Below are 19,536 nucleotides of genomic sequence, written 5' to 3'. Positions count from 1 at the left end.
TAATTAAGGACGGGTCATTGTTCTGCTTTTAGCAGAATTAGCCTTACCATAATCTTGTATAAGCATCGTATAGTGGGTATTAGCATCCCACGGCTTAGCGATGGGCATTTTATCGTCTGATCGTAATTTAGCTATTGGCATATTACAAGCCGTTTCAACTGCCATTACTTCCTTAATCGTGGGTATAACCGTTGATTGTTGGCCTGCTTCTGGCGAAATAGGTGCTATTTTGGATAGATTATTATCGGGCTTCGCTTTAAAATATTGATATATTGAATTATCAGGAGTTTTACCAGGCGTAATGGGTTGAATTAATTGCTGGGCCCTTAATTGAGTAACACCGCCTATCATTAAAATAAATATCCAAATGTTTTTCATCACGCTAAAGGTTTACACTAATATAAGTACAAATAATAAGTTTTGATGTTAAAAAAGGTTATTTAACATTTGACAATTTATATAGTAACAGTTTAAAGTTAGCTGTATTTATTTCTCTACGGTTTATTAAATATGAATACTCCTATTCGGGAGTAAGTAAAATGGTAGATTTTATTACTTTTGTGAAAAATTAAAAACAATGAGCGAACTCATTAAAAAACAAGTGACTGATGCAAAGGCTTTAATGGACAAAGCCATAGACCATGCTGATAGTGAATTAAATAAAATTCGTGCCGGTAAAGCAAGTCCATCTTTATTGGATGATGTTATGGTTGATTACTACGGCAGCCCAACTCCTTTGAGCCAGGTTGGTAGTGTTAACACACCAGATGCACGTACTATTGTTATTCAGCCCTGGGAAAAATCATTGCTGGCTCCTATTGAAAAAGCAATTAAAGAAGCTAACCTTGGTGTTAACCCCCAAAATGATGGTATCATTATTCGTATAAACGTACCACCGTTAACAGAAGAACGCCGCCGCGACCTGGTTAAAAAGGCCAAAGCGGAAGCAGAAACCGGTAAAATAGCTGTTCGTAACATTCGTAAGGATGCCAACGAAAAGATTAAAAAATTAAAAACTGAAGGCGTATCTGAAGATGAAATAAAAGTAGGAGAAGCCGAGATACAAAAATTAACCGATGCCTATATCATCAAGGTTGATCAGCTTTCTGAAGCTAAAGAAAAAGATATCATGACGGTATAAATATTATCTTTATGTCAAATTAAAAGGGAATGAGCTACTTAGCCATTCCCTTTTTTTATTTTTGTTGTTGAAACATGAATATATTACTTTCTTACTTAAAAAAGCATCGCCTGGTAGTTATACTGGCCCTTTTCTTAGCGGCCATGAACATTGGCTTTTCACTGCTCGACCCATGGATAACCGGCCGCATTGTCGATCGTGTTATCGAAAAACGCACCAGCCTTCAATATGATGAATACCTGCACCAGGTATTGATGCTGATTGGGGCTGCAATTGGTGTAGCCATGGTATCGCGTATTGCAAAAAATTTCCAGGATTATTTTACCAATATCATCACCCAAAAGGTAGGTGCCGAAATGTATGCCGATGGCTTAAAACACTCTTTGGAACTTCCTTACCAGGTTTTTGAAGATCAGCGCAGCGGCGAAACTTTAGGGATTTTACAAAAAGTAAGGCTTGATTGCGAAAAGTTCATCACCTCATTTATCGGGATTCTTTTTGTATCGCTCATTGGGATGGTATTTGTTATTGTGTATTCGGTAAGCGTGAGTTACCAGGTAACGCTGGTGTATTTTGCAGCTATCCCCGTCATTACTTTTGTAAGTATGGCCATGAGCCGCAAAATAAAAACCATTCAAAAAAAGATAGTATCTGAAACAACCGCTCTGGCAGGTTCAACCACGGAATCATTGAGGAATATTGAACTGGTAAAAAGTCTCGGTCTTGCTAAACAGGAAATCGCGAGGTTAAACAATACAACCTACAAGATCCTTGATCTGGAACTTAAAAAAGTGAAGTATGTACGCAGCATGAGCTTTGTACAGGGTACTACTGTAAACTTTGTACGCAGTGTAATGGTGGTGGTATTATTACTGCTTATTTTTAAAAACACCATTTCGCCGGGCCAATATTTTAGCTTTTTATTTTACTCCTTCTTTTTATTTAACCCATTGCAGGAACTGGGTAACGTGATTCTGTCATGGCGCGAAGCCGAGGTATCATTGGGTAACTTTAAAGGTATATTAAGTACGCCTATTGATATAAAGCCCGAGAAACCGGTACTATTGGAGAAGGTAAATACCCTTACTTTTAGCGATGTTACGTTTAAGCATTTAACGGCCAACCGCAATGCGCTTAATCACATCAGCTTTGAAACAAATAGCGGCGAAACCATTGCGTTTGTTGGTCCGTCGGGTTCTGGAAAAACAACGCTGGTAAAATTGCTGGTTGGTTTATACCAGCCATTGGATGGCAATATTTTATACAATAATATTTTAAGCAAGGACATTGACCTGGACCAACTACGCGAAAAAATTGGTTTTGTAACCCAGGATACCCAGCTGTTTTCGGGTACCATACGCGAAAACCTGCTGTTTGTACGGCCCGAGGCTACAGACGAGGAATGTATGGATGTACTACAGCGTGCGGCCTGCCAAACCCTGCTGGCCCGTGCTGACAAAGGCCTGAGCACCGTGATAGGTGAGGGAGGGGTAAAAGTATCGGGCGGCGAAAAACAACGCCTGTCCATAGCCCGTGCGTTGTTACGCAGACCTGATCTCCTGGTGTTTGACGAAGCTACCTCATCTTTAGATTCGATAACCGAAGAAGAGATCACTGAAACCATTCGTAATGTATCCGAATTTGAAAACCATATCACCATTTTAATAGCCCACCGCCTGTCAACCATTATGCATGCCGATAACATTTATGTACTTGAAAAGGGCCGTATCATCGAATCGGGGAAACATCACGTCCTGATAGCTCAAAAAGGGCTTTACTACGCCATGTGGCGCCAGCAAATAGGCGAAAAGGATACAGTGGAAGAAGCCGAAGTGAAATAGAAATAGGGATAAATTAATATACATGAAAAGCCGGTAGCCATTTAGTTACCGGCTTTTTTGTGAGATATAAAATTTAAACAGTACGTTATTAAATCCCCAATATTAGGGATTGTCTCCATACCTATAATCTTATAGCTTTAAGTTTTTAATTGAAGCATAAATGAAAAATATAATAATTACAGGATGCAGCAGCGGTTTTGGCTTGCTCATGACCAAACAATTGGCAACTGAGGGAAATACGGTATATGCCACCATGCGGAATGTTAAAACGAGTAATTATAAAGCAGCGGAAGAGTTAAATGCATGGGCAAAGGAAAATAAGGCTAATATCATTATAACGGAACTTGACGTAAGTAACGAACAATCAATAAAAATAGCCATTGCAGAAATTGCCCGGCTATGTAATGGCAAAATAGATGTTTTAATTAACAACGCAGGATTGGGCAGTGTAGGGCTGGTAGAGGAGTTTGACGGACAACAGAAGCGAGATCTTTTTGAAACCATGGTGTTTGGCCCCGATAACATGATCAGGGCTGCGCTCCCGTATATGCATCAGCATAAAAGTGGCCTTTTGATATTGATAGCAAGCCGGATGAGTGCGTTTCAGTTGCCTTTTATGGGGATGTACAGTGCCGCTAAAGCCGCCATCCACTCTATTGCCAAAAGTTATAGTTATGAATTAAAGCACCTATGTATTGATTCGGTTGTTGTTCAGGCTGGATCATTCCCTACAGCTATTGCTTCCAAGTATTTGACTGTAGAAAAAGAAGAGGTAGCAAAAAACTATGGCGACTGGTATGTTAAAGCGAAAAACAAAATAATTGACTTGTTTACCAAGCATAACCAACCTCAAAGTGTACAGCTGCTTACTGATCTGGTGAGTACGATCATCAATACGCCCCAAGGCAAGCGGAAGATGGTTTACCCGGTGGGTCTTGGCGTTTTGGAGGCACCTATTAATGAAATGAATTTACTGGCCGAGAATATCTCAGCTACTCTGATCAATAAAATGGAGATATAACAGCTTCAATATACTTATTCGGGGCCAGGGCTAAATATTCTTATCCTCAATGATCCTGAAAAACTCATCGCGGTAGGTATCACCAACGGGGATAATTTTGTCGGCTATTTGTATGCGGCTGCGCTCAATGCTGTCAATTTTATTGAGGGCCACAATGTATGATTTATGTACCCGTACAAAATGTTTTTCGGGCAGGGCGTCTTCCATCTTCTTCATGCCCTGCAGGGTAATGATGCGTTCGGCCGGGGTAAATATGGATATATAATCTTTTAAGCCTTCAATAAACAAAATATCGTGCAAGTAAACCTTTTGTATTTTATGCTCGGTTTTAACAAAAATAAAGTCGGTCGAAAAATCATCCTGCTGCACCGGTTCGGCTTGTTGCGTGGGTTTAACTATGGGTTGTATAATACTTTGTGCTTTTTGAACCGATTTAAAGAACCTGTCGAACGCGATAGGTTTAAGCAGGTAATCAACCACATCAAGTTCATAGCCCTCTAAAGCATATTGGGGGTAGGCCGTTGTCAGGATCACTTTGGCTTTCCCGTTGGATATTTTTAAAAATTGAATGCCGGTAAGCTCGGGCATCTGCACATCTAAAAACACCAGGTCAACATTGCCGCCTTGTACCAAAGTTAAAGCTTCAATAGGGTTGGTTGTGGCTTTCACCAATTGCAAAAAAGGCATCTTGGAAATATAATCTTCCAAAATATGCAGCGCTAAAGGCTCATCATCAACTACCAGGCATCTGATCATGTTGTAAAAATAAGTGTTCTAATTGTTTATAGTTAATTTTTTTATTTACTCACATTGATTTCCCTGATCCAAATATTACGGAACGATACCGGGAACTCGTGCTCCTGCAGCATTAAAGGCTGCGCAAAAGGATGTTTTTGGTATTTGGGTTGCCCAACATGCGCTACCGTTCCTTTTATTTCTACATGATTTTGTACCAAAACACCGTTATGTACAACAGTAATGTAGGCCGGCGTTTTTACCGTGCTGTCCAGATTGAAACGCGGAGCGGTATAAAAGATGTCATACTTTTGCCACACGCCGGGTTTTAATGAGGCATTAACCAACGGCACGTACTGTTTATAAATAGCGCCGGCCTGCCCGTTTGAGTAAGTGCGGTTGTTATAACTATCCAGTATCTGCAGTTCATAGCGGCTTTGCATCAAAACACCGCTGTTGCCGCGTTCCTGGCCTTCGCCTTTAACAATGGCGGGTGTACGCCACTCGACATGCAGCTGGCAATCAGCAAAATTTTGTTTGGTAATGATAGAGCCGCTGCCGGGTTTAACGGTCAGGATGCCATCTTTGATGATCCAGCCAGGGGGCTTACCTTTTTGATCTGTCCACTGGTTAAGATCTTTACCATCAAACAAAATAATAGCATCTGAGGGAGCCTTATTACCTGCGCCAGGCAATACCATAGCTGGTTCAGGATCCCAAACTTCGGTAAGTTTAGGATCATTCTGGGCAAGGCAATTATAGCCACATGCTGATAGTAGAAGGATCAGGAAAAAGCTTTTTAATTGGCTCATGGTTTGGTTTTTATCTTATAAAACTATAGATAATTCACAAGTATACGTATCAACCTCGTCCCTTATATTTAATTTGTGTTTTCCGGGATAAAGCAGGTTAAGCCGCCTTTGCACATTATTAAGGCCAATGCCTCCTATTGCATCGCGGTTATGGGTGTGCTTTTTATTTTGAATATAAAAGTGCAGGTTACACTCATCTACATTGATCAGTAATTTTATGGGCGACGTAACATCATTAGCTACCCCATGCTTAAATGCGTTTTCAATAAAAGCTATAAGTAACAATGGTACAATTTGTTGATTGGTTACATTGCCCATTACTTTAAAATCAATAAAAGCTTTGTTGCCAAACCGTATTTTTTGAAGGTCGATATAATTATGCAGGTATTGAAGTTCCTTGCTCAGGTCAACTTTATTATCATTACACTCATACAGCATATAGCGCATAATTTCTGATAGCTTAAGAATAGCTTCGGGGGTGGTTTCAGAGCGCTGGTAGGCCAGGGAGTAAATGCTATTTAATGAATTGAATAAAAAATGCGGGTTTATTTGCGATTTAAGGAATGCCAGCTCGGCGCTTAAACGCTGGGTTTCCAGATCATGCTGTATGCGTTCATTCAAAAACCAGTCGGTAGTGAATTTAAGCACGGTGCTTAAAAAAACAAATATAAGGCTGGTAAAAATAGTACTTAAAAAGAAGGCTGAAAATGTAATTACTTCGCCTTTTGCACGCACCAATACATATTGCTTAAATAGCAGCCCCACACCATATTTGCCAAATCCATAAGCTATAATGGTGATAATAATAAACAAGGTATAGGCCCAGTAACGTTTTTTATCTAAAAATTTGGGTATGAATAGCAAGAAGTTAATATAAAACAAGCTGATGTTGATAGCTGGGTATAGCAGGAACAAAATCAACAGCTCTTTATTGCTTAATTTAGTATTGCTACGGGCCAGGAATAAAAAAAGTGATATAATGCCTAACCAAAATAGCAAATGCCAAAATACCTGCCAGCCCGTTTTTATGATATGTGTTTGTTTTTCAGATGAAATTAAAGCCTGCATGCTTTTGTTTTTAATAGCCTTTATACAAAAGGTTATGGCATCTAATTTAATATTTTGATTGTTATATGTTGATACATTTATATATAGTAATTTTTTTTATCGATGAACGGGCATTTCAAATCGATGAACGGGTTATTTTGGTTAACTGGCTGTTCATCTATAAACTCAGTGCGTTGGTCTAATACATTTTAGCGGATTAAATATTTAATATTTCTTTGTTCTATCAAATCACGCACAATGAAAACGCTTATCAAAAATTCGAATCCTTTTGTAATGTTACTGATACCTGTAATGTTTGCCCTTATATTAGGTGTTAGCTATCAGTTCGATCAGAAAAAGGAATCGGCAGTAGTTGGTACAACAGTACATGCTACATCGTTATTTTATAAAGGTGTTACCCTGGTTAAAACAGTTTGCACTATAGCAAAGAATAATAATGTATGGTAATCCATACCGAAGGGTTATCCTTCAACTTTGGCGATCAGCAGGTTGTTAAATCATTAGCACTGCAAGTTCCCGAAGGAAGTATATATGGTTTTCTTGGCCCAAACGGCGCCGGGAAAACCACTACTATCAAACTCCTGTTAAATCTGCTAAAAACTCAACACGGCAGTATTCATATTTTTGAACAGGAACTCCAAAAAAATCGCATCAGCATATTATCTCAAATTGGGTCGCTTATTGAGCAGCCGGCAATTTATCAGCATTTAACCGGGAAAGAAAATTTATTGAACAGGGCATTGTTATTACAGGTGCCTGTAAACCGGGTCGACGAAATGCTCGGCCTTGTAAAGCTAAACAGTGCTGCAAACAAAAAAGCAGGTCAATACTCCCTTGGAATGAAACAACGCCTGGGTATTGCATTGGCCCTGCTTAGCAACCCTAAGTTGCTTATATTGGATGAGCCAACCAATGGCCTTGATCCTAATGGTATTATTGAGGTGCGCGAACTGCTGCTAAAGCTTGTTAGACAGCATCAGAAAACTGTTTTTATATCGAGCCACTTACTGGCCGAAGTGGAACGTATGGCTACGCATGTAGGTATTATTAACCATGGTGAGTTGCTGTTTCAGGGAAGTATAAAAGATCTGGAAGCCATAAGCCAGCCGCTGATACGTATTGAAACAGATAACACAGTTGATGCTGCTAATTTGCTTACCCGTAAACATCATACTGTTGCCGATGTAACCAACGAACACATATATGTTCCGTATACTTCAAAAGAACAAATGGGCGATATCAATACACTACTCACCCAAAACGGATATATCATATTTAGCATTGTTAAGCAGCAAAAAGACCTGGAGAAACTGTTTTTATCAATAACTCAAACTGCCTGATCAAAATGAAAGGGTTCATATTATCATTCAGGTCAGAATTTTTTAAGAGCCGTAAAACATTAGGTTTTTGGTCGGCCATATTATTGCCCCTGCTTATTTGCCTGTTGCTATTTATTGGCTTTTATATAAAAAGCGAAAAACTTGCGGGCATGGCTCCCATGATGCTATGGATGCAGTTTGCCGGCGCTATATTAAAAGTAATGGGTTCATTATTGTTACCTATATACGTTATTTTTATAGCTTATTCTGTGAACAATATAGAGCACCGGGCCGATACCTGGAAAAGTTTATTCAGTCTGCCCGTTTCGCGGTGGGCAGTATATGGTGCCAAATATTTTTATGCCTTGTTCCTGGTATTTTTATGTCTTGCCCTTTTTGTGTTGTTTACCATTAGCTTTGGCAATTTACTAAGTGTGGTAGCGCCGCAGCTCAGGTTTGATAACTACCATATGGAAAAAGAACTGATACTGGTTTATTTCAAACTATTTCTATCGTCATTAGGCATACTTTCCATACAGTTTTTACTGAGCTTGCTCTGGGCCGATTTTTTAAAGCCCATGGGTATTGGTTTTGTTTGTACGATAGCAGGTGTTATTTTAGCTTCACATAACTGGGAGTATAGTTATTTGTTCCCATACGCGCATCCAACTGTGGCTATAGCCACCATGATAAGCCGGAGTAACCAGGCCATGGGTAAGCTGCAAATTGATGTTTTTACTAAGGATGTACCGGTAAGCATCATCATCTCCATCCTTGTTTTTATTGGGGGCTACTTTATTGTACTCAAAAAAAGCGTAAAGTAAGGCAGATGCGCGGATCTGCAGATTAAAATCCTGGGAGTCCCTTTAATCTGTTTAACGCCGAATCCTTCTTGAATTCCATTTAAAATAATCACTATTGTGAAAAATCATGGTTCAAACAAAAACAAATGTGCAGATCAGATTCCTGATGATCCATTAAAATCCGCTTAATTCTGGGTTCAGACAAACCGATGTGCAGATCAAAATAGGAGTGATCCATTAATCCTGTCAATCATGGTTCAAACAACGAACCAATGAGCAGATCAATCCCTTCCCCTCCTAATTAAGGTTTAAATGAAGCAGAGTAACCTACAGCGGCTCCATAAAACTCATTAAAAACAAAGAAGGCTCCGGGTTATCCGGAGCCTTCGCAAATAATATTTAATTGATATTATTTTTGTTTGAATTGAACACGACGGTTAAGTACGCGGCCTTCTTCAGTTGAGTTATCAGCAATTGGGTTAGTTTCACCGTAACCTTTAACTTTAACTTTTTTAGCGTCAACACCTGAGTTAACTAAGTAAGTTTTTACTGAGTTAGCACGGTCTTTTGATAAAGCGATGTTATGAGCAGCAGTACCTTCAGATGAAGCGTAACCATCTACTTGAACAGATTTACCAGATGATCTAAGATCAGCTGAAGTTGCATCTAATACTGGGTAAGATGAAGTTCTTAATACTGAGCTATCAAATTCAAACTGGATGTTTGAGTAAGCAGTAGCAGCAGGAGCAGCAGCAACAGTATCTTTAGGGAATACGATAACGCAACCAGAACCATCAACTACGCTGCCAGCAGCAGTACCAGGGCATTTGTCAAACTGATCAGCAACACCGTCACCATCTGAATCTTTTTTCAGATCATTAACAGCGCTTTCAACATTTGTTACACGGCCTTTTAAAGCTTCAACTTCCTGACGTAATGCTGCATCATACAATTCATCATACATCAAGGCTACAGGGTTTACCCACTCTAAGCTTGGTTTTGATTTTGAACCTAAAGTAAACTCTAAGCCAGCATATCCGTAACCATATTTATCTTTAGTAGGGTATCCTCTGTTAACACCGTCAAAGTTATCACCATCAACAAATGTTTCGGTATAGCCTAAGTTTAATGCAACCGCATCGCTTAGTCTGAATTTAACACCTGCACCGATAGGAATAATAAGTTCTTTAACGAATTTACTTGTTCCTGGGCTTGTAGGAGTTCCGCCGGCATGACCGTCAAAATCAACTACAGTACCATTTTTGTAAGTAACTTTAGGAGTGTATAAAGCTAAACCAGCACCTGCAGTAACGAAGAAATTAACTGAATTTTTACGTCTTAAGAAGTCGATTGTAGCAACATTTACTACACCACTTAAAGTACCTGACCAAAATTTGGTTTCAAATTCAGAAGCATCGTAAAGGTTGGCATAACCATTATCTTTACTGTTATCACCTGCTACTTTACCACCACGTAAATCCAATTGTAAGCCAAATGAATGCGCAAGTTGCTCTCTGAATGAAATTCCGTAGCCTAACTGTACTTTATTGTGTGTAAAATCATTTGAACCACCGGTTGCAACTGATGGTGATGTTGCACCAACGTTTACACCAATGCTAAATTTTTTGTACTGTCCTAAACCACCAAATACCTTTGGGGTAGTAGTTTCAGACGACGTTGTCGTTGCTGTAGTTGTTGTTTTGGTTGAATCTGTTTGTGCATTCACCATACTTACAACCATCAAAGAAGCAAATGACAATGCGACTGTTTTCTTTAATGTAGAATAATTCATAGTTTTTAAGATTAAACGATTTTAATTGTGATTTTTTTCAAATTTAGTAATTATGTTTGAAACCAAGACCAAACATTGTTCCAAAAAATGTAATAGTTACACAAATAAAGAAAAAAAAATGATAATCAACATATAAATATGAAATATCCTTTAATAGAAAATAACCTATTTACAAATAATAGAAAAAATTTCGTTTCGCGAACAAAACATAACTCCATAGCCATATTTCATGCAAATGATGAATTTCCGAGGAGTGGCGACCAGGCTTTTTTGTTTAAGCAAAATCCCGATTTTTTTTATCTTACAGGGATAGATCAGGAGCAGTGTATACTTGTTTTATTCCCGGATTGTCCTAATAAAGGATACAAAGAAGTACTTTTTTTAAGACAAACCAATGAACATATTGCTATTTGGGAAGGACATAAATATACTAAAGAAGAAGCCAGGGCCGCATCCGGAATTGAAAGTATTTACTGGTTAAGCGAATATGAAACTATTTTACAGAATATTATTAACTATGCCGAACATATATATATTAACACTAACGAAAACGATCGGTATAGCCATACTGTACCATACCGGGATTTGAGGATGTATGAGGCACTAAAATTAAGATACCCTTTGCATAAGTATGAACGTTCGGCGCTGATACTGCGCGACCTGCGGGTTATAAAATCAGAAACTGAAATAGAACTGACTCAAAAGGCTTGTGATATTACCAATGATGCTTTTGTAAGGGTATTAAAGTTTCTGAAACCAGGTGCTACTGAGTATGAAATAGAAGCCGAAATAACACATGAATTTTTAAGACAACGTGCTACAGGGCACGCATATAACCCTATCCTGGCTTCGGGCAAAAACGCAATTGTGCTGCATTATACTGATAACAATCAGGTTTGTAATGATGGTGATGTGATACTTTTTGACTTTGGGGCCGAGTATGCTAATTATAATGCAGATATGAGCCGTTCGGTGCCAGTTAACGGGCGCTTTACCAACCGTCAGCGCGCTGTTTATAATGCTGTTTTACATGTAATGCGTGAGGCTACTAAAATGATAGTTGCCGGAACTGTTTGGAATGAGTATCATGATGAAGTTGGTAAAATAATGACCAGCGAACTGATAGACTTAGGTTTATTGGATAAACATGATCTTGAAAAACAGGACCCTAATGCACCCCTTTATAAAAAATACTTTATGCATGGTACATCACACCATTTGGGTTTGGATGTACATGATTTTGCAAGCAGGTATAAAGCATTTGAGGTGGGTAATATATTGACCTGTGAGCCAGGTATATACATACCTGAAGAAGGTTTGGGTATCAGAATTGAGAATAATATTTTAATTACTGAAGGCGGCAACAGGGATTTAATGGCTAACATTCCGGTAGAGGCCGAGCATATTGAAGATATAATGAATAATTGATTTGTGACGTATTTTTTACAATTAAAACAATTTAGCCCGTTATCAAATTGTAAATTAATCATAAACTATACATAAGTATCTACAAAACTATACAGATTGAACTTTTTATCGCTTAAAGCTTTGGCAACATCATGCTGAAGCTTTTTTTTATCAATGTGTTGCATTAATTTTTGCTGAATAAGCTTGTATGCTTTTTCGGTCATTAACAACTCGCGTCGTTTATGTGGCAGGTTTGCTGATGATTTGATGAAGGCTGCAACTTCGGCTATACCACTTGCCTGCGATGCGATGGTTTTAAACACAGGTGGATGCTCACCTTTTTTTTGCCCTATTATCTTTTTCAAATTGTTTGTAAATACATCGGCATCGGCCCGGTCGGCCTTGTTAATAATAAAAGCATCAGCAATTTCCATTAAGCCCGATTTACTATGCTGTATCTCATCGCCGCCCTCAGGCACCAATATTACAAGCGTTATATCCGCAAGCCCGGCTATTTCAACTTCAGACTGACCAACGCCAACCGTCTCAATCAGTACATAATCAAACTCGGCGGCACGCAGCACATCAGCCATTTCAATGGTTTTGGCTGATAATCCGCCCAGGGAACCACGGGTAGCTAAGGAGCGTATAAAAACATCCGGGTGGTTAAAGTGCGATGCCATCCTGATCCTGTCGCCAAGTAATGATCCAAAATTAAATGGCGAGGTAGGGTCGATGGCTAAAACCGCTATTTTACTGCCATCCTTTAAAAGCAGGTCAATTAAGGAATTTACCAATGTGCTTTTACCGGCCCCCGGTGGGCCGGTTATGCCTATTATAGGAGTAGTTTTATTAAAGCTTAAATTTTTCAGCAGTTCATCGGCTCCTGTTAAATTATTTTCAACAATAGTTAAGGCACGTGCAACCTGCTTAAAGTTGTTGTAATTAATCATCGTTGATTGGTTAAAAACAGTTGCCACATTAATGTTTGTGAGTACAAATGAATAAAATTATCGTTACAAAAGTTAATTTAATCTTTATTATTGCAATTGTACAGCTGTTAGCCTGCTAACAGATTATTACGAGTAAAATGCGCAATGCCCGGTATTAACAAAACAAAAAAGCAACATATTTTAATCAGCAGAACTGATGCCATTGGCGATGTGGTGCTTACTCTGCCTATGGCTGCCTATATAAAAACACTGGTGCCTGATGCTGTTGTTTCCTTTTTGGGCCGCACGTATACCAAACCTGTGATTGATACCTGCACTGCGGTTGATGGTTTTATAAACTATGATGAGATCAGGAAGCTACCTGAAAATGCCCAGGTTAGTTATCTTAAGGATAAAAAGATAGACGTCATTATTCATGTTTTTCCTAATAAACATGTAGCTGCAATAGCCAGAAATGCGGGTATTAAATTAAGAATTGGCACCACTAACAGGCTTTATCATTGGTTTACCTGTAATAAACTGGTTAGGCTTAGCCGCAAAAAGTCTGATCTGCATGAAGCGCAACTAAATCTCGCTTTATTAAGGCCATTTGGACTAATTGGCATACCATCATTACAGGAAGTAATTGACCATTATAGTTTTAAACGTACAATACAGTTGCCCCAACCACTGGCAAATAAACTTGTTAAAGATAAATTTAACCTGATCCTTCACCCAAAATCGCATGGTAGTGGCATGGAATGGGGGCTTGATAACTTTGCAGGACTGATAGATCAACTACCGTCTGATAAATTTAACATCATTATAACCGGCTCTGAAAAAGAAAAACTGTTATTGGATAAATGGATAACGACCCTGCCGGGCCATGTAATTGATATGACTGGTAAAATGACCTTGCCCGAACTTATTGCCTTTATATTTAATGCAGATGGTTTGCTTGCATCAGGAACCGGACCATTGCATGTAGCTGCGGCAGCTGGTACCAACACCCTGGGATTGTTCCCGTCATTTAGGCCCATACATCCGGGTAGATGGGCTCCGCTGGGTAAAAGAGCCGATTTTCTGGAAAGCAATGCCGGCGATTTAAATAGTATAACTATTGACAAAGTTGCCGACAAAATTAAAACGTGGAGCAAATAATCAGCATATTTATATTTGATGCAAAACACCAACACTAATCCGGGCATATCTGTAGTTATACCTAATTATAATGGTAAAAACCTGTTAGCTAAAAATCTGCCTTTTGTGTTTGCCGCCCTTAAAACAAGCAATTGCCCGTACGAGGTTATTGTGCCCGACGATGCATCTGCAGATGATAGTGCAGATTTTATTTTGCAGTATTATCCTGAAATTATTTTGATTAGGAGCGAGAAGAACAGCGGTTTTTCAATCAATATAAATAAAGGAATAGCTGCTGCTAAGCTTGAACTGGTTTTATTATTAAATAGCGATATTAAACTCAGCGAAAATTATTTTGCCGGCCAGCTTAAGTATTTTGCCCATGCCAGCACCTTTGGGGTAATGGGCCAGATCCGCGATGAAGCTACTGATGAAATTGTTGAGGCTTGCAAATACCCGCGAAGCTCATTATTCAAGATCAATCATTTTAAAAACGTAGCTTTTAATGGTAAAGCTGATGCTTATACATATTACTTAAGCGGAGCCAACGCCCTTGTAAACCGGCAGAAACTGGTAGAACTTGGTGGGTTTAATGAAATATTTTCGCCTTTTTACCATGAGGACCTTGATCTGGCATTAAGGGCCTGGGAAAGTGGATGGAAATGTTATTACGAACATAGTGCCGTATGCTGGCACGCTGTATCGGCTACCATAAAGGCACATAGTTCAAAAAAGGTCATCAAAACCATAAGCACACGCAATAAGCTGCTGCTGCATTATTTTCATCTGCAGGGCATACGCTTATATTTGTGGGCTGTTATTACATTTTTATCATTGTTGGTAAGGTGGGTAAGCGGTAAGCTGTATTATTATAAAGCATACCTGCTTTTTGTAAAAAAGATACCGGCAATGCGTAGCTATAAACAACAGTTTATAACCACTGCTGTTGCAAAGCGGCAATATATCCCCTTTATTACTGTTAAAGAAAGTATTATTAGAGCGCTTGACCAAACTTTTAAAATGCAACAAAAATGACCGTGCTACCTGAGTTTATTAAACAAATTGAACAGCCGGTTTACAAGTACAGATATTCTGTTTGCACACTGGTAACCCGTAGGCAGGAATATCAGGAGATGCTGGATTCATTTTTAAATGCTGGGTTTACCACAGATATCTGCGAGTATCTTGTTGTTGATAACAGCGAATTTAACCTTATGGATGCCTACCAGGGTATTAATTCATTTCTGCAAGCGGCAAGCGGCGAATATATTATTATATGCCATCAGGATATTTTGCTTATTAATAAAGATAGTAAGCAGCTGCTTGACCAACAGATTGCAGAAATTACCAGCCTTGACCCCACCTGGGGGGTCCTTGGGAATGCCGGCGGGGCCGACCGGCTTTATAAACGCATGGCTATAAAAGTAGCTTACCCCGATGGTTTTATTGATATACAGGGAACCGTTCCTCAAAAGGTAGGCAGCCTTGACGAAAATTTTATGCTGGTTAAAAACAGTGCTAATCTTGCACTCTCGGGCGATATAGGGGGCTATCATTTATATGGTCTGGATCTGTGTACCGTTGCCAGGTTATTGGGATACTCGGCCTACGTGATAGATTTTTTACTCCTTCACAAGAGTACTGGGAATGCAGATAACTCATATTATGATATATTAAACCGGGTGAAAGCTAAATATACCCGGTTTATGAAGGGCCGGTATGTTAATACTACCATTGCCAGGTTTTATTTATCAGGGTCGGCATTTTGGAATATGATGTTCAATACCCGGTTATTCAGGAGAGTTATTAAAACCACCGAAGAAATAAAATTCAAATTAAATAGACCCTGATATTATAAACCGGCACATAAATTAAATTACTGTTAGCTTTGCATCTTTATAAATATTTTAATGAAGACTTATTTCAGACTTCTTTCTTTTGCCAGGCCAATAGGGAAATTTGCCGTTCCGTACTTTATATTAACTTTATTTTCGGTAATATTTAATACGCTTAACCTTGCGCTGCTGGCACCGTTATTAAAAACAATTTTTAACCCGGCTACTGCCGAGGTGATAAGCAAGCCTGCCAGCTGGTGGGATCCTTTAAAGGATTTTAATTATTTTGCTTACACAGCCAATCAGCATTATGGCTCCCTGGGTGCTTTAAAGTTTGTTTGTGTTGCTATTGTTGTATCAGTATTGCTAAGCAATTTATTCAGATATTTTTCGCAGCGCATTATGGAAAACCTGCGGATTTATACTTTGCTTAACCTAAGGAAAACAGTTTTTAATAACGTAATGAACCTGCACCTGGGTTATTTTAATAATGAACGTAAGGGAGATATCCTTTCAAAAATATCGGCCGATGTGCAAGTGGTACAGTTCTCGGTTACCGGTACACTGCAGGTTGCGTTTAAAGAGCCTTTTCAACTCTTAACTTACCTGGTGTTTTTATTTGTTATATCGGTCAAGTTAACGTTGTTTTCTATGCTGATCATTCCCATTTCGGCATTTGTTATATCAAGGATAGTTAAGCGGCTTAAAGAGCAGGCTACCGAGTCGCAGCAAACCTACAGTAACATGATCAGTAACCTCGACGAAGCTTTATCAGGGATAAAGATCATTAAAGCGTTTAACGCGGTGTCATTTATAAAAAACAGATTTGATCATGAGAACAGGGAATATTCAAGGATAACCCGTTCAATGGCCAGAAGGCAGCAAATGGCCTCGCCTGTATCTGAATTTTTAGGAGTTTTAATGGTGGCTGGTATTGTATTATATGGTGGGTCATTGATTATTAACGGTACCGGTACCTTATCAGCCGACAATTTTATCGTGTACATTGCCATGTTTTCGCAGATCATGAGGCCTGCTAAAGCCATATCCGATTCATTTAGTAATATCCACTCGGGTATTGCCGCCGGCGAGCGTGTATTGGCCCTTATTGATGAAAAACCGTTAATAGTTGACGCCCCGGATGCTGTTGTAATTAATGACTTTAAAGATAGTGTACGGTTTGAGAATGTATATTTTGCCTATAAGGATAAACCGTCTGCAAACGATGTTCCCGCTGCTGCCGAAGTTGATAAATCTGTACTTAAGAACCTCAATCTCGTAATACCAAAAGGTAAAACTGTTGCACTGGTTGGCCCATCTGGTGGGGGGAAATCAACCCTGATGGATTTACTGCCCCGTTTTATTGAGCCGCAGGCAGGCTCAATATATATTGATGGCAGAAATATTCAATCAGTTACCATGGAATCATTAAGGGGGCTTATGGGCATTGTGAACCAGGAGTCGATATTGTTTAATGATACTATATTTAACAACATTGCCTTTGGTAAAACCGGGGTAACACATGAGCAGGTTGAAGCTGCCGCCCGTATTGCTAATGCGCATAATTTTATCATGGAAACTGATAAGGGCTATCAAACCAATACAGGCGACAGGGGTACAAAACTTTCAGGCGGGCAACGCCAAAGGATCTGTATTGCCAGGGCAGTATTGAATAATCCGCCTATTATGCTGCTTGATGAGGCTACGTCGGCGTTGGATACCGAATCAGAAAAACTGGTTCAGGATGCATTGAACAACCTGATGAAAAACCGAACTTCTTTGATCATAGCTCACCGTTTGAGCACTATACAAAATGCCGATCTTATTATTGTATTGGAAAAGGGCAGTGTTGTTGAGCAGGGATCACATCAGGAATTGCTGCAAAACAACGGTTTGTATAAAAAACTGATAGATATGCAGACATTTAATGAGGAATAAAAAGATTATCAAGGTGAATTTAACCTGGTCTTTTAACTTTCGAAATATTCAGATACCTTAATATTATATAATAACGCAGTTTAAAAAAAAGTTTAAAGTCAAGATTAAAATACCTGTTATTCATTCTTAATATTTTGCTGGCATGGCTTAACGGAAGATTTAAGGACGAAAGCAATTTTATAAAATGTTTAAAGGTGGCTTTTTCTGAATATATTACTTGCTCACGGGTTAAGTTTTCGTGATTTACAGGAAGCACCTTGTTCCATTTTTGATGAAGCTTAATAGTATCCAGCATCCAGTTTTTATCAAATTTACCTTCAGAAAAATGTTCAATTAAAACTTCATAGGTAACAGCCACTTTATATTTTTGCCCAATAGATAATGACAGGTCAAGGTCATAAACATGAAACCCGGTAAAGTTTATCTCATCAAACATAAACTCGCTTGCTATTTTTTTGGTGGTGCATAGCCAAACCCCATCAACACAGGCTACCTGCGCAAGTTTTTCATTATTAGGATTTCTGAAAATATGCTCAGTTGGCTTGTTTGAGTGTTTATTATGTTGTATCAGATTGCTGTAATAAGTGTTTGGTCCTAAACCTCCCCATCCCGAAGGGGTCATGGGTTTATATGAACTTCCAATAACGCCTAATAAGCCCAGTCCGGGATCTTTTTTAAAGATATTTAAGATAACCTGCCCCCAGTTATTAGTTTTAATGAGTACATCCTCATGCATAAAGCATAGGGTATCATACTGGGCTTTTAAGATCCCCTTATTGTAAACAGAACAAATACCCTGCTCGCCTGAACTGTTGTCGGTAGCAATTATTTCGTAAGGTACACCAATTGTTGCCGCGATGTTTTCGCTTACCTGATTTAGCAGGGTTTTATTCGCAGAACATATAATTACTGAGATCATTTATAGGGGTAAATGTAAAGTATATTAAATAAATTAACAGTTAAAAAGGTAACGTTTAAAAAGCATTTTTGTTACGCTAAACAGCTATATACGCAAAATGCTGTAGGGTTGCTACAGCATTTTGTTAATTTACTTTCGAAATATATTTTTACTGAAACTTAAATCCCAACCCAATTTGCCAAACCTGGTTGCGGAAATCGGGCAGATCCGCTTCGTTTGAACTGTTTCTGGAAAGGTCAATGTTGTAACGCCCCCTGATCTCTACATTCCGGTTAATATCAAAACTAACACCTACTACACCTGCAACATAGCTTTGATCGCCTTCGTGCCCATCATAACGGGTTTCAGTGTTGGTGCCAAAATCACGGTAAGTGTCTTTTTGCGAAGTTAAAAAGGTAAGTTGAGGGCCAATTAAAAAATTAAACCCAGGCACAATCTTAAATTTTGCCAGCAAGGGAATGTCAATATAATTGGTACGTTCGGTAAAATGGGCATTCTCAAGGTCGGCACTAAAGCCTTTTTGCGAAAATAATACTTCAGGTGCGAACGAAAAAGAATAAGTAACAGGAACATCCAATGTAAGCCCGACATTAAAGGCTGCAATACTGCTTGAGCTAAAACGGGAATCATAAGCATCAAGCGAATTCGCGACGTTCAGGCCGGCGGTAAAACCCACTTTAACTTGATTTTCGTTATACGGTCTGCGATGTTCATGTCTTACATAACGGCGTGGCGGCCTGCGGCCATGGCCATCATAATACCTTTGTGCACTTGCTGTACCAACTGTAAATAAGCATATTGCTAAAAAGATAAGTTTTTTCATTTTTTTAATT

General features: G+C 38.9%; 19 protein-coding genes. 11 read left to right on the top strand and 8 right to left on the bottom strand.

Annotated elements, in window-relative coordinates:
* Window positions 1–3: 3 nt before the first annotated feature.
* A complete protein-coding gene (locus M2273_RS23945) occupies window positions 4–378 on the bottom strand; it encodes a hypothetical protein (RefSeq protein WP_429400309.1) in 375 nt (124 codons plus the stop codon).
* A 199-nt stretch (window positions 379–577) separates the two neighbouring features.
* Between M2273_RS23945 and frr the strand changes: the two genes are divergently transcribed.
* From frr to M2273_RS23930, 3 genes are all read left to right on the top strand, one after another.
* On the top strand, window positions 578–1,141 hold the full coding sequence (gene frr / locus M2273_RS23940) for a ribosome recycling factor (RefSeq protein WP_429400308.1): 564 nt from the start codon (window positions 578–580) through the stop codon (window positions 1,139–1,141).
* A gap of 74 nt (window positions 1,142–1,215) precedes the next feature.
* Window positions 1,216–2,982: an ABC transporter ATP-binding protein gene (locus M2273_RS23935; RefSeq protein WP_429400307.1), complete on the top strand. Its 1,767-nt coding sequence runs from the start codon at window positions 1,216–1,218 to the stop codon at window positions 2,980–2,982.
* A 160-nt stretch (window positions 2,983–3,142) separates the two neighbouring features.
* The gene (locus M2273_RS23930; RefSeq protein WP_429400306.1) at window positions 3,143–4,003 is read left to right on the top strand and encodes an SDR family NAD(P)-dependent oxidoreductase; all 861 of its coding nucleotides are present in this window, start codon (window positions 3,143–3,145) and stop codon (window positions 4,001–4,003) included.
* 30 nt (window positions 4,004–4,033) lie between these two features.
* Here the strand turns inward: M2273_RS23930 and M2273_RS23925 are convergent, their stop codons facing one another.
* From M2273_RS23925 to M2273_RS23915, 3 genes are read right to left on the bottom strand one after another with little or no spacing between them, the layout of a single operon-like run.
* Window positions 4,034–4,759 carry a LytR/AlgR family response regulator transcription factor gene (locus M2273_RS23925; RefSeq protein ID WP_429400305.1) on the bottom strand — a complete coding sequence of 242 codons (726 nt, stop codon included), beginning with the start codon at window positions 4,757–4,759 and terminating at the stop codon, window positions 4,034–4,036.
* A 41-nt stretch (window positions 4,760–4,800) separates the two neighbouring features.
* Window positions 4,801–5,550 carry a 3-keto-disaccharide hydrolase gene (locus M2273_RS23920; RefSeq protein WP_429400304.1) on the bottom strand — a complete coding sequence of 250 codons (750 nt, stop codon included), beginning with the start codon at window positions 5,548–5,550 and terminating at the stop codon, window positions 4,801–4,803.
* 15 nt (window positions 5,551–5,565) lie between these two features.
* Window positions 5,566–6,618 (bottom strand): sensor histidine kinase, encoded by a 1,053-nt coding sequence (locus tag M2273_RS23915; protein ID WP_429400303.1) that lies wholly within the window; start codon window positions 6,616–6,618, stop codon window positions 5,566–5,568.
* Between the two features lie 237 nt (window positions 6,619–6,855).
* Here M2273_RS23915 and M2273_RS23910 point away from each other — a divergent pair, with 237 nt between their 5' ends.
* The 3 genes from M2273_RS23910 to M2273_RS23900 are packed head-to-tail and all read left to right on the top strand — an operon-like array spanning window position 6,856 to window position 8,761.
* Window positions 6,856–7,065, top strand: coding sequence for a hypothetical protein (locus tag M2273_RS23910; RefSeq protein WP_429400302.1), 210 nt, complete (start codon window positions 6,856–6,858; stop codon window positions 7,063–7,065).
* Window positions 7,059–7,958, top strand: coding sequence for an ABC transporter ATP-binding protein (locus M2273_RS23905; RefSeq protein ID WP_429400301.1), 900 nt, complete (start codon window positions 7,059–7,061; stop codon window positions 7,956–7,958). The genes M2273_RS23910 and M2273_RS23905 overlap by 7 nt, the downstream gene beginning before the upstream one ends.
* Window positions 7,959–7,963: 5 nt before the next feature.
* A complete protein-coding gene (locus M2273_RS23900; RefSeq protein ID WP_429400300.1) occupies window positions 7,964–8,761 on the top strand; it encodes an ABC transporter permease in 798 nt (265 codons plus the stop codon).
* 388 nt (window positions 8,762–9,149) lie between these two features.
* Here M2273_RS23900 and M2273_RS23895 read toward each other — a convergent pair whose 3' ends face one another.
* Window positions 9,150–10,532, bottom strand: coding sequence for an OmpA family protein (locus M2273_RS23895; RefSeq protein ID WP_429400299.1), 1,383 nt, complete (start codon window positions 10,530–10,532; stop codon window positions 9,150–9,152).
* A gap of 138 nt (window positions 10,533–10,670) precedes the next feature.
* Between M2273_RS23895 and M2273_RS23890 the strand changes: the two genes are divergently transcribed.
* Window positions 10,671–11,960 (top strand): aminopeptidase P N-terminal domain-containing protein, encoded by a 1,290-nt coding sequence (locus M2273_RS23890; protein WP_429400298.1) that lies wholly within the window; start codon window positions 10,671–10,673, stop codon window positions 11,958–11,960.
* Window positions 11,961–12,025: 65 nt separating this feature from the next.
* Here the strand turns inward: M2273_RS23890 and meaB are convergent, their stop codons facing one another.
* Window positions 12,026–12,892, bottom strand: a complete 867-nt coding sequence (gene meaB / locus M2273_RS23885; RefSeq protein ID WP_429400297.1) for a methylmalonyl Co-A mutase-associated GTPase MeaB — start codon at window positions 12,890–12,892, stop codon at window positions 12,026–12,028.
* Between the two features lie 144 nt (window positions 12,893–13,036).
* Between meaB and M2273_RS23880 the strand changes: the two genes are divergently transcribed.
* Genes M2273_RS23880 through M2273_RS23865 form a run of 4 tightly spaced genes read left to right on the top strand, consistent with a single transcriptional unit; the run spans window position 13,037 to window position 17,784 of the window.
* Window positions 13,037–14,032, top strand: coding sequence for a glycosyltransferase family 9 protein (locus M2273_RS23880; RefSeq protein WP_429400296.1), 996 nt, complete (start codon window positions 13,037–13,039; stop codon window positions 14,030–14,032).
* An 18-nt stretch (window positions 14,033–14,050) separates the two neighbouring features.
* Entirely contained in the window at window positions 14,051–15,046 is a 996-nt protein-coding gene (locus M2273_RS23875) for a glycosyltransferase family 2 protein (protein ID WP_429400295.1), read from the top strand.
* Complete coding sequence (locus M2273_RS23870; RefSeq protein ID WP_429400294.1) at window positions 15,043–15,861, top strand: hypothetical protein; 819 nt, start codon at window positions 15,043–15,045, stop codon at window positions 15,859–15,861. The genes M2273_RS23875 and M2273_RS23870 overlap by 4 nt, the downstream gene beginning before the upstream one ends.
* Window positions 15,862–15,921: 60 nt before the next feature.
* Window positions 15,922–17,784 (top strand): ABC transporter ATP-binding protein, encoded by a 1,863-nt coding sequence (locus tag M2273_RS23865; RefSeq protein ID WP_429400293.1) that lies wholly within the window; start codon window positions 15,922–15,924, stop codon window positions 17,782–17,784.
* Between the two features lie 19 nt (window positions 17,785–17,803).
* Here the strand turns inward: M2273_RS23865 and M2273_RS23860 are convergent, their stop codons facing one another.
* Both M2273_RS23860 and M2273_RS23855 read right to left on the bottom strand, forming a co-directional pair.
* Entirely contained in the window at window positions 17,804–18,703 is a 900-nt protein-coding gene (locus M2273_RS23860; protein ID WP_429400292.1) for a glycosyltransferase, read from the bottom strand.
* A gap of 148 nt (window positions 18,704–18,851) precedes the next feature.
* Window positions 18,852–19,526 (bottom strand): porin family protein, encoded by a 675-nt coding sequence (locus M2273_RS23855; protein ID WP_429400291.1) that lies wholly within the window; start codon window positions 19,524–19,526, stop codon window positions 18,852–18,854.
* Window positions 19,527–19,536 lie beyond the last annotated feature (10 nt).

This window comes from Mucilaginibacter lappiensis (assembly GCF_050433765.1).
Classification (GTDB): Bacteria; Bacteroidota; Bacteroidia; order Sphingobacteriales; family Sphingobacteriaceae; genus Mucilaginibacter; species Mucilaginibacter lappiensis_A.
The sequence above is the reverse complement of the archived record's forward strand: the minus strand, read 5'-3'. Positions and strand labels throughout refer to the sequence as shown.